This is a genomic window from Georgenia sp. Z2081 (assembly GCF_055326445.1).
Genome location: NZ_JBUZNK010000008.1, coordinates 94,394 through 108,533 on the forward strand (window position 1 = coordinate 94,394; position 14,140 = coordinate 108,533).

The following is a 14,140-nucleotide window of genomic DNA, read 5'->3' on the forward strand; positions in this document are numbered from 1 at the left end:
TGCCCGTTGCGGAGCGGGTCGCGGTGTCGCGCCGTCGCGCCGTCGCCGTCGCCGTTGCCGTTGCCGTTGCCGTTGCCGTTGCCCAGTCAATCGGGTAACCATCGAGGCAGTCCCCCGGGGGCGCTGCCTCGATGGTTACCCCATTGACTCACCGACCAGTCCGAGCCGGCGCCGAGCTTGACGACGACGACGGGCGGGCCCCGCACCCCATCAGGGTGCGGGGCCCGCCCGACAGATGAGCGCCGCCCGGACCGAGATCCGGGCGGCGCTCACCGGTGGAGCGGAAGTCCGCTCACTCGCGAACTATCAGCATCAGCCTGCTGGTCAGCGGCGGACTCCCAGGGTGTCGGAGCCGTCGCCGTTCCAGTCACCGACGAAGACCTCGTCGCCGGCCCGGCCGTAGCGGACCTCGATGTCGGCCCACCCACCGGTCAGGGAGTTCGACACCAGGTACAGGTTCCCGCGACGCGAGGCGAACGTATCCGCCCCATCACCGTCCCAGTCCCCCACGAGCACCTGGTCACCGGCCCGCCCGTAGTCGAACTGGGCGTCCGCCCAACCCGAGCTCAGGCTGTTGGACACGTAGTAGGTGTTGCCACGGCGCACCGCGAACGAGTCCGCGCCATCGGCGTCGTAGTCACCCACCAGCACCTGGTCGTCCGCGCGGCCGTAGTCCAGCTCGGCCTCCGCGTTCCCACCCTCGAGGGAGTTGGTCAGGAAGTAGCTGTTCCCGCGACGCACGGCGAAGGAGTCCGCGCCGTCGCCGTCCCAGTCACCGACCAGCACCGTGTCGGATGCACGGCCGAACGTCAGCTCGACCTCCGCCGCACCCCCGTACAGGTTGTTCGACAGGAAGAAGGCATTCCCACGGCGGACTGCGAGCGTGTCGCTGCCGTCGCCGTCCCAGTCACCGACCAGGACCTCGTCGCCCGGGCGACCGAAGGAGAACTCGTGATCCGCCCAGATCCCCCACCCGTCGTTCAGGTAGAATCCACGACCCGGCGACGGCGGCACCGGCTCACCAGGCTCACCCGGCTCCTCGTCGTCGATCAGCGTGACGACGAACGGCTCGAGCGTGACGTCCGGCGTCTCCTCTGAGACGGTCGCGGTCAGGGCCACCGCCTCGTGCTCGTAGCCCTCCGGCACACCGGTCAGCGTGACCTCGTAGTCCCCGGCGCCCTCGACAGCCACCGTGACGACTCCGCCGTCCTCGGCCAGGTCCGCCTCGTCGCCGTCGGCCACCGTGACCTCGTCCTCGGGACCCGCGACCGTGATCGCGCCACCCGCGACCGGCTCGCCGTCCGCGTCCTCCACGGACGCCGTGATCGAGCCCGCCACCGGCCCGGGCTCCTCGTCGTCGCCGCACTGGCCGTAGCGAGGACCGTCCCCTGCGATCGGCACGCCCGAGTCCGTCGGCACGACCGCGTTGCCCGTGCATGCCAGCGAGCCGTCGACGGTGAGACCGGCGAGGATGGTCGCCATCCGGGCGCTGTTGTCCGCGATCGTCACGTCGTCGGCGACCTCCGAGCGGTCGATGACGACAGGGCCCGCCGTGCCGGTGACGCTGAGCGTGCCCCCGATCGTCGACTGCTCACACCCGGCGGTCGTGTCGCCCACCGAGACGGATCCCGTGGTGCCGGCGATGCTCACCGGCCCGTTGACGATCGATCCGCAGATCGCGACGACGGAGGCGCCGTCGCTGGTGATCGAACCGGTGACCTCGGAGTCCTGCACGATGAGCCGGCCCCCGTCGGAGACGGTGATGTCGCCCGAGACGTTCGCGTCGTCGAGGCAGAGCCCGCCCGCGCCGGCGGTGACCGATCCGTCGTGGGCGCCGGTGATCGTCTGCTCGCACGGCGGAGCGATCGAGACGTTCCTCGACCAGACCTCCCACGGCGCCACACGCCCGCGGTCACCGGCGACGACGACGTTCATCGAGTCGAGCACCGTGAAGGCGCCGTTCTCGGAGTTGTTGTAGTCGACGCCGACCGGGACGCTCCAGTCGTCCCCGCGCCCGCTCTCGGACATCGTGAGCACGAGCCCGGGCCGCCCCACCATGAGGAGCAGCTGGCCTGAGGGGAGCATCTCCATCGTGGGCTGGACGCTCTCGAGGTCCTGCCCGGCCGGGCCGACGTCGATCGGCTCCGGCTCGCTCCAGGTCGCGCCGTCGTCCGTCGAGCGCGAGTGGAGCATCGGCAGGTGCCAGCCGGTGCGCATGACCATGTACAGCGAACCGTCGGCGAGCCGCTCGACCGCGCCCTCGCTCGGTCCGTCGTAGGCGGTGACGTCGGCGAGCTCCGGGTCCGGCTCGGCGGCCGTGCCCGCGACGTCCCAGTTGATGCCGCCGTCCTCGGAGACGAGCAGGAGCTGGCGGTAGTTCTCGTCGCCCTCGTAGTACCCGTAGGCCGAGATGTACAGCGTCCCGTCGGGGTCCTCGAGCAGGGTGTGGAGCAGCACGAAGCCGCCCAGCGTCGTCCCCGGCCGCGGTGAGGTGGCGCCGATCGGCCGCATCGGCTCGGGCGTGTCGAGCACACCGTCGCGGTACTCCCAGGTCGTGCCGCCGTCGGAGGAGACCGCGGTCTCCACGGTGGCCTGGCGGTTGTCGCTGCCCTCCACCATGAACGTGTTGAAGTCGACCGCGATGATGTCGCCGTTGCGGAGCCTCGACACGGTGATGCCCGAGGCGTCCGGCATGGGGTTGAGGTCCACGGCGGGGGTCCAGCTCGCGCCGTCGTCGTCCGACATCCCGAAGAGGAAGCCGGAGGCGTCGATGCGGTCCGGGCTGGCCGAGTACGGGAAGATGATGCGACGTCCGCCGTCGTCGGTCGGGACGAGGATCCCGCCGAGGGGGAAGCCGAGATCCTCGCCGTCGTCGTCGATCGTCACGGTGTCGCCGATGGTGAACGGCGCGGTGCCGACCGCCTCGGCCGGGGTCTCCTCGGCCGTGCCGAACGTGACGTCGTCGATGAAGAGATCGTCGACCGCAGCCCCGACGCCGGTCGAGCCCGTGGTGAAGGCGAGCCCGGTGATGGCCGTGACCTCGTTGGTCACACCCGAGTTGTTGCCGATGGTCGACCCCGCGGAGCCGACGTACTCGCCTCCGACGCTCACCCGCGCGGCGGCGTTGTCACTCGGCACCGCGACCTCGATCTGCGACCACTCGCCGAGCGGGACGCTGCCGGCCGGAGCCAGCTCGCGCCAGGTCCGGGTCCACTGCTCGTACCACTCGATGCTGCCGTCGTCGATCACTCGTAGGCGGAAGAGCGAGTTGGCCGGGTGGCCGGTCGGGAGCAGCGAGTCGCCGACGATGTCGAACGTGAATCCCTCGAGTGCCGTGGGGTTGACGTCGAAGGAGAGGTAGGCGCCCTGTTGGGGGGCGACCGGGCACGAGATGCCCACCGCCGCCTCGGAGCTCGTGTCCTGCACACGGAGCGAGCGCTCGCCCTCGGACGCGGCCTCGTCGCTGACGAGCGCCGGGTCGTAGCCGTCGAGCGTGGAGCACTCGGCCGGCACGGACCCGACGTCGTCGTTCTCGAAGGTGAGCGTGTCGAACTCGCCGGCGACCGTGACCTCCTGGGTGCTGTCGGACTCGTTGCCGGCGGTGTCGGTGACGACCGTGCGCAGCGTGTTGACGCCGGCCTGGGCGAAGGTGTGCGAGATCGACACCGTCACCCACCCGTCCTCGTCGGGCCCGCTGAGCACGGCCGGGATGGTCTCGCCCTGCCACTCGGCGACCGCCGTGTAGTCCGCGACGTCCGCGCCCTCGGGGAGCACGAACCGGGCGACGGGCTCGTCGGTGACCTCCGTGCCGACGGCGAGGCCGGTGTCGTCGAAGGTGGACTCGATGGTGAGGCCGGCGAAGGCGTCCTCGGGCAGCTCGCCGGAGACGGCGAGGTCGTCGATGTAATAGTCGACGCCGACGGGACTCTGTCCAGCGGACCCGAAGAAGATCTCCCCCATCGTGGGCGACTCCGCGTTGCGCCGGTCGGTCTCGAACCGGACGCCGTTGAGGACGAGCTCGGCGCGCTCGGTGGTCGCGTTGATGGTGACGTCGACCCACTCGTTGAGGGTGGCACCTCCCGGGATCGTGGCGACGTCGGCGAAGCTCGACCCGTCGTAGGCGGCGACGCGGATGTCGTCGCCGTCGCGGTTGAACGTGAACCGCCAGACGCCGTTCGCGCTGGTGCCCTCGGCACCCTGGATGGCCACGTACGGGCCGGCGTTGAACTCGGCGGGCGAGAAGCGGTAGGAGACCGAGCGTTCCTCGGTCTGGGGGTAGTTGCACCAGGCGCGCGTGTAGACAGAGTTGTCCTGGTCGACCACGCGCATCGCCCGGTTCCAAAGGCCGCCTCGGCGACGGTGACGTCGCCGATGATGCGGCAGTCCGCGGGTGGCTCGCCGAGCGGTTCGTCGTCGAAGGTGCGCACGGTGCCGTCGGCCGGAGCTGCCGCGGCGGGCGAGCTCGGTAGGGCCGCGCCCGACACCAGCGTCAGGGCACAGGCGGCCACGGCGGCCGCGAGCGCGGCGCGTCGGGGACGCGGTTGGCGGAGTTTCATCTCTTCCACTTCCTCCTCGGTGATGCGGCCGGCACGGAGTGGCGGCACGTTCGTTCATGCACGGGGGTGGGCCCGCCCGGAGGCGGTGGGGGCGTCGTCGGTCGGAGGGGACCCTGCTCAGCGGCGGACTCCGAGGGTGTCGGAGCCGTCGCCGTTCCAGTCGCCGACGAACACCTCGTCCGAGGCGCGGCCGTAGAACTGCTCGATGTCCGCCCAACCACCAGTCAGGCTGTTGGACACGAGGTACTGGTTCCCGCGACGCGAGGCGAACGTGTCCGCCCCGTCACCGTCCCAGTCACCCACGAGCACCGTGTCACCAGACCGCCCATAGTCGAACTGCGCGTCCGCCCAACCAGAGGTCAGCGAGTTGGACACGTAGTAGGTGTTCCCACGACGGACGGTGAACGTGTCGATGCCGTCGCCGTCGTAGTCACCCACCAGCACCTCGTCGTTCGCGCGGCCGTAGTCCAGCTCGGCCTCCGCATTCCCACCAGAGAGGCTGTTGGTGAGGAAGTAGCTGTTCCCGCGACGCACCGCGAACGAGTCCGCGCCGTCGCCGTCCCAGTCACCCACCAGCACCGTGTCCGATGCCCGGCCGAAGGTCAGCTCCACGTCCGCATTGCCCCCGTACAGGGTGTTGGACAGGAAATAGGCGTTCCCGCGGCGCACCGCCAGGGTGTCGGACCCGTCGCCGTCCCAGTCACCGACCAGGACCTCGTCCCCGGGGCGACCGAAGCTGAACTCGTGATCCGCCCAGATCCCCCACCCGTCGTTGAGGTAGAACCCACGACCCGGCGACGGCGGCACCGGCTCACCAGGCTCACCCGGCTCCTCGTCGTCGATCAGCGTGACGACGAACGGCTCGAGCGTGACGTCCGGCGTCTCCTCGGAGACGGTCGCGGTCAGGGCCACCGCCTCGTGCTCGTAGCCCTCCGGCACACCGGTCAGCGTGACCTCGTAGTCCCCGGCGCCCTCGACAGCCACCGTGACGACTCCGCCGTCCTCGGCCAGGTCCGCCTCGTCGCCGTCGGCCACCGTGACCTCGTCCCCGTCCTCGGATCCTGCGACCGTGATCGCGCCACCCGCAACGGCAGCACCGTCCACGTCCTGGACGGACGCGGTCACCGTGCCGTCCACCGGCTCGGGCTCGTTCGGGTCCGCGGGATAGTCACCCAGGGAGCTGAAGGTGCCGACGACGGCGTTGATGTTCGTGTCGTAGCTCACCGTGAGGTACTCGTCGCCGGAGACGACGGCGGAGCTCGGATCGCCCTGGTCGACGTTCTGCCGCGACATGTACAGGAGCACGGGAGTCGTGTCGGTCCAGGCCTGCCCCGGGTGCGCGAGCCGGCCGACGACGGGTTCGCTGGACCCGTAGTCGTTGCCGCCGTACGTGAGCAGCATCCGGCCGCCGGGCAGCGTGAGGATGTCGGGAGCCTGCATGCTCCACGGGACCGGGCTCGCGACGGACCACGTGCGACCGTGGTCGAACGACTCGCTGACGAGGCCGGGCCGGATGACTGCGGTGAGGTGCCCGTCGGACAGGACCGCCACCTCCGTCTCGGAGAGGCCGACGCCCGGCTCCGCGGGGATCATCACCTCGTTCTCCACGGGCCAGGTCCGCCCGCCGTCCGTGCTGCGCACGACGCTGGCGCGGCCCAGCGCGGCGTCGGGGCGCGTCCCGTACAGGGGGACGAGGAGGTCGCCGTTGTCCAGCTCGACGACGTTGCCGGACTCGGCGGCCCAGCCGAGGAGGTAGTGGCCGCTGCGGGGCCCGCAGCCGCAGCTCATCGACGACTCCACGAGGGCCGGATCGGACCACGTCTGGCCCCCGTCCTCGGAGCGCGCCACGTAGGTGTCGATCGTGGCGCCCTCGGCCGGGTAGTCGGTCCAGTCCGTCTGGAACCAGGTGAGCACGATGGTCCCGTCGCGCAGCTGCGTGATCTGCGGGTCGCGGTCGTCGTGGGCCGAGTCGATGATGACCCGAGGATCCGACCAGGTCAGCCCCCCGTCGGTGCTCTCGGTCCACCGGATCTGACCGGGATCACCGCCGTCGCCCGGCGAGTGCCCGTTCGACCAGTAGTAGACGGTGACCAGGCGGCCGTCGTCGAGGCGTGCGACCTCCGGGAAGAAGGGCCGCTCGTCGCCGTCGCCCTCCGCGATGATGACGTCCGGCTGAATCCTGGAGCTCGCGCCGACGGACTGCGCGGCCACCGACTCGGTCCCGTCGGGGCCGGTGACGGTCGTGCGCAGGATCCCGCGCTCCTCGTCCTCGAAGGTGTGCGAGACCGATGCCGTCACCCAGCCGTCGGCGTCGGGGCCGGTGAGCTCGGCCGCGATGGCCTGTCCCTGCCACTCCACCTCCGCCGTATAGTCCGCGACGTCCGCCCCCTCGGGGAGCTGGAAGCGCGCGACGGGCTGGTCCACGATCTCGCCGGCGTCGATGAAGTCGTCGAGCAGGGGCTCGATGGTGAGGCCGGCGAACGCGTCGTCGGGCAGCTCGCCCGAGACGGCGAGGTCGTCGATGTAGTAGTCGACGCCGACCGCGCTCTGACCCGCCGAGCCGAAGAAGATCTCCCCCATCGTGGGCGACTCCGCGTTGCGCCGGTCGGTCTCGAACCGGACCCCGTTGACGATGATCTCCGCGCGGTCGGTGGTGGCGTTGATGGTGACGTCCACCCACTCGTTCAGCGCCGCACCACCCGCGACCCGGGCGACGTCGGCGAAGCTCGACCCGTCGTAGGCCGCGATCCGGATGTCGTCCCCGTCACGGTTGAAGGTGAACCGCCAGACGCCGTTGGCACTGGTTCCGGGCGCGCCCTGGATCGCCACGTACGGGCCGGCGTTGAACTCGGCGGGCGAGAAGCGGTAGGACACCGACCGCTCGGCCGTCTGCGGATAGTCGCACCATGCGCGGGTGTAGACGGCGCTGCTCTGGTCGACGACGCGCATGGCGCGGTTGCCCTCGGCCGCCCCACCGAACTCGGCCTCGGCGACGGTGACGTCGCCGATGATCCGGCAGTCCGCGGGCGGCTCCCCCAACGGCTCGTCATCGAACGTGCGCACGGCGCCGTCGGCCGGCGCTGCCGCGGCGGGCGAGCCCGGCACCACACCGCCCGGCAGCACCGTCAGGGCCAGGCCGAGGAGCGCGGCGGTGGCGATGCCCGGCGTCCGGCGCCGGCGCCCGGGCCGGTGCCGGCTCGAATGGTTGTCACTGTCCAGAGGATGGGTGATCACGAGTGGCTCCTTTGCCGACCTTTGAGGTGCAACTATCAGCATGGACCGCCGTTCCATGTCGAGAGTCCCATGTTGCGTGATCTGATCGTGACGTTCGCCGGCCAATCGACCCTCCGAACCTCCCGCCGATCCGGCGTAGCGCCGCGCCTGGGGCCTGGCAGCGTGCCATGTCGCGTGATCGCTTCGTGACATGGAATGACTTTCCATGTCAGCGGTCGACTGCTACGTTCCCCGACATGGAACAGCGTGCCAAGTCGTATCACTCGCAGGGGCTCTACCGAGCCCTTGCGATTCTGCGACTCCTCGGCAAGGCGAGCACCCCGCTGACGCTCGCCGCGATCGCCTCGGAGCTCGAGCTGCCGAAGTCGACCGCCGTGCGCCTCCTGCTCGTCATGGAGGAGGAGGGGTTCGTGCGCAGGTCCGGCGAGCACCCCGCCTACTCGATCGGGCACGCCGTCCACGAGATCGCCGAGGGCTACCGGCCGCCGAGCATGTCCGACGTCGCGGCTCCCGTCCTCACCCGGCTCGCCGACGAGGTGGGCTTCACGGCGAACCTCGGCGTGCTCGAAGGGCCCTCGGTCCTCCACCTGCACGTGGCCGAGCCGCAACGTGCGCTCCGGTTCGCGACGGGCGGCACACTCGATTACGCCTACTGCACCGGGCTCGGCAAGCTGCTCATGTCCGTGCTCCCCGAGGACGACATCGACGCGCACCTGCCGGAGTCGGAGCCCTACTCGAGCTGGACCGCGAGCACCATCACGACGCGGGCCGGCATGGTCGCCGAGCTCGAGCGGATCCGGCAGGCCGGCTACAGCGTCGACGACGAGGAACGCAACCGCGGCGTCACCTGCATGGCCGTCCTGCTGCCGACGCACGGCGCTCCCACGCTCGCCCTGTCCGTCTCCGCCCCGAGCGCCGAGCTCGAGGATCCCGCCCGCGAGCAGCTCCTGCCCGTCCTGAGGGCGGCGGCGACCGAGCTCGTCGCCCGGCCGGGGTTCGACGCGGCGCTCGATCCGCTGCGCACCAGGATGACCGTCGCATGATCGTCGACGTCCACAGCCACTGCCACCAGCCGGAGCACTGGGGCCGCGAGCACGAGGACCACTGGCAGGGCGCCTACGGCGGCGAGCCGTACCCGGTGGTCACGCCCGAGTCGTACGACCAGGTGATGCAGGACGCGGGGGTCGACGTCGCGGTCGTCTTCGGGCTCGCGGCGTCGCAGGCCGGCGTGCGCACGCCGAACGCCTTCGTCGCCGACTTCGTCTCGCGGATGCGGACACCGGCGATCCCGTTCTGCTCGATCGACCCGCTCGACACCGACTGGCGCGACCAGCTCGACGAGGCGATCGGCCTCGGGTTCCAGGGCGTGAAGCTCTACCCGGTGCTCTCGCTGTTCGACCCGCTCGCCCCGGAGTTCGACGAGTTCTACACCACGCTGAGGTCCCACGGCATGGTCGCGCTGTGGCACATGGGCGCCACACCGAGCCCGGTCGGCCGTCTCGCGGTGAGCCAGCCGATGGTGATCGACGAGGTCGCCCGCCGGCACCCGGACCTCACCCAGGTGATGGCGCACATGGGTCACCCGTGGCAGCGCGACACGAACGTGGTGCTGCGCAAGAACCGGCGGGTGTTCGCCGACGTCTCGGGGGTCCCCTCGCGCCCGATGGACGCCTTCTTCGCGCTCGTCGGGGCCCAGGAGTGGGGCACGGTCGACAAGCTCGTGTTCGGCTCCGACTACCCGCTCTGGACGCCCGTCGAAGCCCTCGCGAACCTGCGCTCGATCGCCACGTTCCGCGCCGGGAACCTGCCGTTCGTCGATGACGACACGGTCGAACGGATCATCCACTGCGACGCCCTGCAGATGCTCGGGCTCGCCGACCCCCGAACCAGCACCGACCAGGTCGACGCCCGGTCGTCGACACCAAGGAGCACCACGTGACATCCGTCTCCCGCGGCCTCGCCGAGGCGGCAGAGCGCCTCATCCCGGGCGGGGTCAACTCCGCCACCCGCAGCATCGGCGCCCCCTGGGCCTGGCGATCCGCGCACGGCGCCACGATCACCGACATGGACGGCGGCGTCTACACCGACTACCACGCCGCGTTCGGCGCGATCCTCCTCGGGCACAGCGACGAGCGGGTCAATGCCGCCGTCACGCGCGCCATCGCCGACATCGACCTCGTGGGCGTCGGCACGACCGAGCTCGAGGTGGAGCTGGCACGGCTGGTCGTCGACGCCATCCCGAGCGCCGAGATGACCATCTCCACCATGAGCGGCTCGGAGGCGACGTTCCAGGCGGTCCGCCTCGCGCGCGGCGCGACGGGGCGCCCGTACATCCTCAAGTTCCAGGGCAACTTCCACGGGTCCTACGACGCGCTCGCCCGCAACGTCATTTCCGCGCCCGAGCTCGCGTGGAAGCGCGACCCGAACTCGTCCGGGATCCTCGACGACGCCATTGACCACACGCTCGTCGCCGAGTTCAACGACCTCGCCTCGGTCGAGGAGCTGTTCGCCCAGCACCCCGAGCAGATCGCGGCCGTCATCCTCGAGCCCGTCCCGCACAATGTCGGCGCGCTCCTGCCCGAGCAGTCCTTCCTCGAGGGCCTGCGCACTCTCACCCGGACGCACGGGAGCGTCCTCATCTTCGACGAGGTGATCTCCGGCTTCCGCCACGCGCTCGGCGGCTACCAGGAGCTGTGCGGCGTCACGCCGGACCTCACCACCTTCGGCAAGGCCATGGGCAACGGGTTCCCGGTCGCGGGCCTCGCCGGCAGCCGCGAGGTCATGTCGCACTTCACGCCGTCGGGCGGCACCGTCATGCTGGCGGGCACGTTCAACGGCAACGCCGCATCGATGGCCGCCGCCATCGCCACGATCGAGGTGCTCAAGGACCCCGAGGTCGACTTCTACGGCCACGTGGGCCGCCTCGGCGACCGCATGCGCGCCGGGCTCCAGTCGATCGCGGACGAGCAGGGCATCGCCGCGCGCATCACCGGGCTCGGGTCCGTGTTCATCCCCTACTTCCTCGACGGCGAGGTCCGTGGGTACCGCGACCTGCTGCGCAACGACGACGAGGCCTATGCGACGTTCCAGCGCCGCATGATCGACAAGGGCTCGTTCATGTACCCGATGGCGCTCAAGCGGAACCACATTTCGCTCGCGCACACCGAGGCGGACGTCGACCGCACCCTCGCGCAGGCCGAGGAGGTCCTCGTCGCCATGTCGCGCGAGGGCCTGTTCACGACCCCGAAGGCTGCGGTCTGACGTGTCCCCCCGCTCCACGACCGTGCTGCTCGGAGGCCTCGTGGCCGACGGGCTCGGCGGCGAGCCCTTCCTCGGCGACGTGCTGATCGCCGAGGAGGGCATCGCCGCCGTCGTCCCGGCGGGCGCGCGGCCCGGCGGCGGGTACGACGCGGAGATCGTCGACTGCGCGGGGCGGGTGGTCTCCCCCGGCTTCGTGGACATCCACTGCCACTCCGACCTCAGCCTGCTCGCCTACCCGGACAACGAGAGCCGGATCCTTCAGGGCGTGACGACCGAGGTGGTCGGGAACTGCGGCATGACACCTGCCCCGGTGGGCGTCGACGCCACCGGCCTTCGGCGGGTCATCGGACCGATCGACGTCGTGCCCGACCTGGAGTGGACCTGGAGCGACGTGGCCGGCTGGCTGCAGGCCCTCGACGACTGCCCCACGGCGACCAACGTGGCCGCCCAGGTCGGCCACGGGTCCGCGCGGTTCGCCGTGGCCGGCACCAGCACGGACGCCCTCGACGGCGCGGGGCTGGCCGCGCTCGAGCGCGAGGTCGCCGGCGCCTTCGCGGCCGGCGTCGTGGGGGTCAGCCTCGGGCTCATGTACGCCCCCGGCGAGTCGGCGCGCGCCGACGAGCTCGCCTCGGTGGCGCGCATCGTCGCCGCCCATGACGGACTGCTGTCGGCGCACCTGCGCGACTACCGCACGAGCGCCCTGCGCGGGTCGATCGACGAGGTGGCCGGCGCCGTGCGCGACGGCGGACCGCGGCTGCAGATCTCGCACTTGCGGGGCATCGGCGGGGAGGACGGATTCCCGGAGGTGCTCGACCACGTCGAGACGCTGCAGGGGACGGCGGACATCGCGGCCGACGCGTACCCGTACGTCCACGGACACACCACGCTCATCCAGCTGCTGCCTCCGGAGCTGCGCGCGGCCGGACCGGACGCGGTCGTCGACGCCTGCCTCACCTCTCCGGGCGCGATCGCCGACCTCCTCGCGGCCGCCGGCTACGCCCTCCACCAGATCCTCGTCATGAAGGCGACGGCGACGCCCGAGGCCGTGGGCAAGGATCTGACCGAGATCGACGGCGACCCCTGGGTATGGCTCGCCGACCTGCTGGTGGCCAACGACGGGCTCGTCGACGTCGCCGTGGAGAGCGGACGGTGGAGCGACGTCGACCTGGCGCTCGACACCCCCTGGATCTCGGTCGCCTCCGACGGCACGGCGCTGGACCGCACGCACCTGTCGTCCGTCGCGCACCCCCGCTCCTGGGGCGCCTTCTCCGCCGGCTACCGGCGGATGCGGCGACGCGGCACGCCCGTCGGCGAGACCGTCCGACGCCTCACCACCGCACCGGCGGCCCGCGTCGGCATCCCCAGCGGCATCGCCGAGGGGCGCCGCGCCGACCTGGTCGTGCTCGACGACCGCACGTTCGACTCCCCGGCGACGTTCGGGCAGCCGGCGCGACCCTCCGTCGGGCTCGACCACGTGTACGTGGGCGGCACCGCCGTCGTCGGATCCGGACGACGCACCGGTGCGCGTCCGGGAGCACTCATCAGGAAGGGCCAGCAGTGATGAAGGACAGGACGCCGCTCGGCGTCGGCATCGTGGGCGTCGGCGGGATCGCGCTGTCCCACATGGCCGCGCTGCGCGCGATGACGAGCGCACGGCTCGTCGCGGTGTGCGACGTGGACGCCGGCCGCGCCGCCGAGGTGGCACACACGGAACGGTGCGCCGGCTACGGGTCGGTCGACGAGCTCCTCGCGGACGACGCCGTCGAGGCCGTCATCGTCTGCACCCCGAACATGACGCACGAGGCGCTCGGCCTCCAGGTCCTCACGGCGGGTCGGCACCTGCTGATGGAGAAGCCCCTGGCCCTGACGCCCGAGGGTGCGCGACGCGTCGCGGCCGAGGCCGACGCACGCGCCCTCGCGCTCGCCGTGGGCCACAGCCACCGGTTCACCGACCAGAGCCTGGCGATCCGCGAGGTCATCGACTCCGGCGACATCGGCACGCCGCGGTTCGTCCGCGTCGTCATGAACGGCGGCTGGATCTGGCCCGGCTGGCAGGCCTGGGTGCTCGACCCCGAGCTCTCCGGCGGTCACTCGCTGCACAACGGCGTCCACCTCATCGACCTCGCGAGCTGGTGGATCGGCGAGCCGGCGACGAGCGTCTTCTCGGTCGGGCAGCACGCCACGAGCGAGGCGCTCCAGATCCACGACTACCTGGTCATGGGCCTCGGCTTCGCGAGCGGTGCCTCGGGGGTGTGCGAGATCAGCCGCGGCGAGCTCCCCCGCAGCGCCGGCTACCTGGAGCTCACCGTCGTGGGCACCGAGGGCGTCCTCTCACGCTCGTGGGACGCCGAGGGCGTCCTCGCCTGGACCGACACCGGCCTCACGGCGTGGGGCGTCGACGGCTCCGGCGGCCGCACCTTCGTCCGCGAGCTCGAGGCGTTCGCCGCCGCGGCGCGCGGCGAGGTCGAGGTCGTCCCACCCGTGTCGGCGGCGATCCACGCCGTCGACGTCGCCGCCGCGTCCGAGGCCTCGCTCCGCGAGGGCCGCACGATGACGATCGGAGCAACGGCATGACCGGCACGCTCACCACCCGGCCCGGACTCGTCCGCGCGCTCGCGGCGATGCACTCCGGCGAGCTCGGGCTCCTGCGGGCAGCGGCGCTCGACGTCGTCGCGGTCGGCGAGGGGGACGCGCTGAGCGTGCTCGGCCCGGACGCGATCGGCGTCCTGCGCGCCGCGACCGGCCCGACGTCGGTCGACTTCCAGGCGCACTCCGCCGCGGACGGGGGCGCGACGACGTTCCTCGGGCGGGCGAGCCACGGGATCGCCGTGAGCGCGCACCTCTCGCTCGTCGACGGCGACGGCGGCGAGCACCTCTACGCGGCGATCCGGCTCGTCGGCACGCACGGCTCCGTGGTCGTGGACCTGCTGCGCCCGCTGCTGGACGTCCGCACCGCGACCGGGACGACCCACGTGCCCTTCGGCGTCCCCGGCGCGGAGGTCCCGCCGCAGGACACGGCCGACGCCCTGTCCGCGATCGCCGACTCCGCGCGGTCGGGCCGCACGGTAACGACCAACTGGTGAGGGAGA

At 71.6% G+C, this 14,140-nt stretch carries 8 protein-coding genes; 6 read left to right on the top strand and 2 right to left on the bottom strand.

Annotation, left to right across the window (positions count from 1 at the left end):
* Nucleotides 1-324 precede the first annotated feature (324 nt).
* Together ACZLKG_RS11890 and ACZLKG_RS11895 are read right to left on the bottom strand one after the other, a co-directional pair.
* Nucleotides 325-4,329, bottom strand: coding sequence for a sialidase family protein (locus tag ACZLKG_RS11890; protein WP_463648841.1), 4,005 nt, complete (start codon nucleotides 4,327-4,329; stop codon nucleotides 325-327).
* A gap of 344 nt (nucleotides 4,330-4,673) precedes the next feature.
* Nucleotides 4,674-7,790, bottom strand: a complete 3,117-nt coding sequence (locus tag ACZLKG_RS11895; RefSeq protein ID WP_463648842.1) for a sialidase family protein — start codon at nucleotides 7,788-7,790, stop codon at nucleotides 4,674-4,676.
* 236 nt (nucleotides 7,791-8,026) lie between these two features.
* On the opposite strand from ACZLKG_RS11895, the gene ACZLKG_RS11900 reads away from it, so the two are divergent.
* The 6 genes from ACZLKG_RS11900 to ACZLKG_RS11925 are packed head-to-tail and all read left to right on the top strand — an operon-like array spanning nucleotide 8,027 to nucleotide 14,134.
* A complete protein-coding gene (locus ACZLKG_RS11900) occupies nucleotides 8,027-8,833 on the top strand; it encodes an IclR family transcriptional regulator (protein ID WP_463648843.1) in 807 nt (268 codons plus the stop codon).
* A complete protein-coding gene (locus tag ACZLKG_RS11905) occupies nucleotides 8,830-9,729 on the top strand; it encodes an amidohydrolase family protein (RefSeq protein WP_463648844.1) in 900 nt (299 codons plus the stop codon). The genes ACZLKG_RS11900 and ACZLKG_RS11905 overlap by 4 nt, the downstream gene beginning before the upstream one ends.
* Complete coding sequence (locus ACZLKG_RS11910; RefSeq protein WP_463648845.1) at nucleotides 9,726-11,051, top strand: aspartate aminotransferase family protein; 1,326 nt, start codon at nucleotides 9,726-9,728, stop codon at nucleotides 11,049-11,051. The genes ACZLKG_RS11905 and ACZLKG_RS11910 overlap by 4 nt, the downstream gene beginning before the upstream one ends.
* Before the next feature lies 1 nt (nucleotide 11,052).
* Nucleotides 11,053-12,612, top strand: a complete 1,560-nt coding sequence (locus tag ACZLKG_RS11915) for an N-acyl-D-amino-acid deacylase family protein (RefSeq protein ID WP_463648846.1) — start codon at nucleotides 11,053-11,055, stop codon at nucleotides 12,610-12,612.
* A complete protein-coding gene (locus tag ACZLKG_RS11920) occupies nucleotides 12,612-13,625 on the top strand; it encodes a Gfo/Idh/MocA family protein (protein WP_463648847.1) in 1,014 nt (337 codons plus the stop codon). The genes ACZLKG_RS11915 and ACZLKG_RS11920 overlap by 1 nt, the downstream gene beginning before the upstream one ends.
* Nucleotides 13,622-14,134 (top strand): hypothetical protein, encoded by a 513-nt coding sequence (locus tag ACZLKG_RS11925; protein WP_463648848.1) that lies wholly within the window; start codon nucleotides 13,622-13,624, stop codon nucleotides 14,132-14,134. The genes ACZLKG_RS11920 and ACZLKG_RS11925 overlap by 4 nt, the downstream gene beginning before the upstream one ends.
* Nucleotides 14,135-14,140: the final 6 nt, after the last annotated feature.

Bases quoted from the DNA above. Each gene is read 5' to 3' on its own strand.
- ACZLKG_RS11890 (WP_463648841.1), bottom strand. From the start codon at position 4,329: ATGCGCGTGGTCGACCAGGACAACTCTGTCTACACGCGCGCCTGGTGC.
- ACZLKG_RS11900 (WP_463648843.1), top strand. From the start codon at position 8,027: ATGGAACAGCGTGCCAAGTCGTATCACTCGCAGGGGCTCTACCGAGCC.
- ACZLKG_RS11905 (WP_463648844.1), top strand. From the start codon at position 8,830: ATGATCGTCGACGTCCACAGCCACTGCCACCAGCCGGAGCACTGGGGC.
- ACZLKG_RS11920 (WP_463648847.1), top strand. From the start codon at position 12,612: ATGAAGGACAGGACGCCGCTCGGCGTCGGCATCGTGGGCGTCGGCGGG.
- ACZLKG_RS11925 (WP_463648848.1), top strand. From the start codon at position 13,622: ATGACCGGCACGCTCACCACCCGGCCCGGACTCGTCCGCGCGCTCGCG.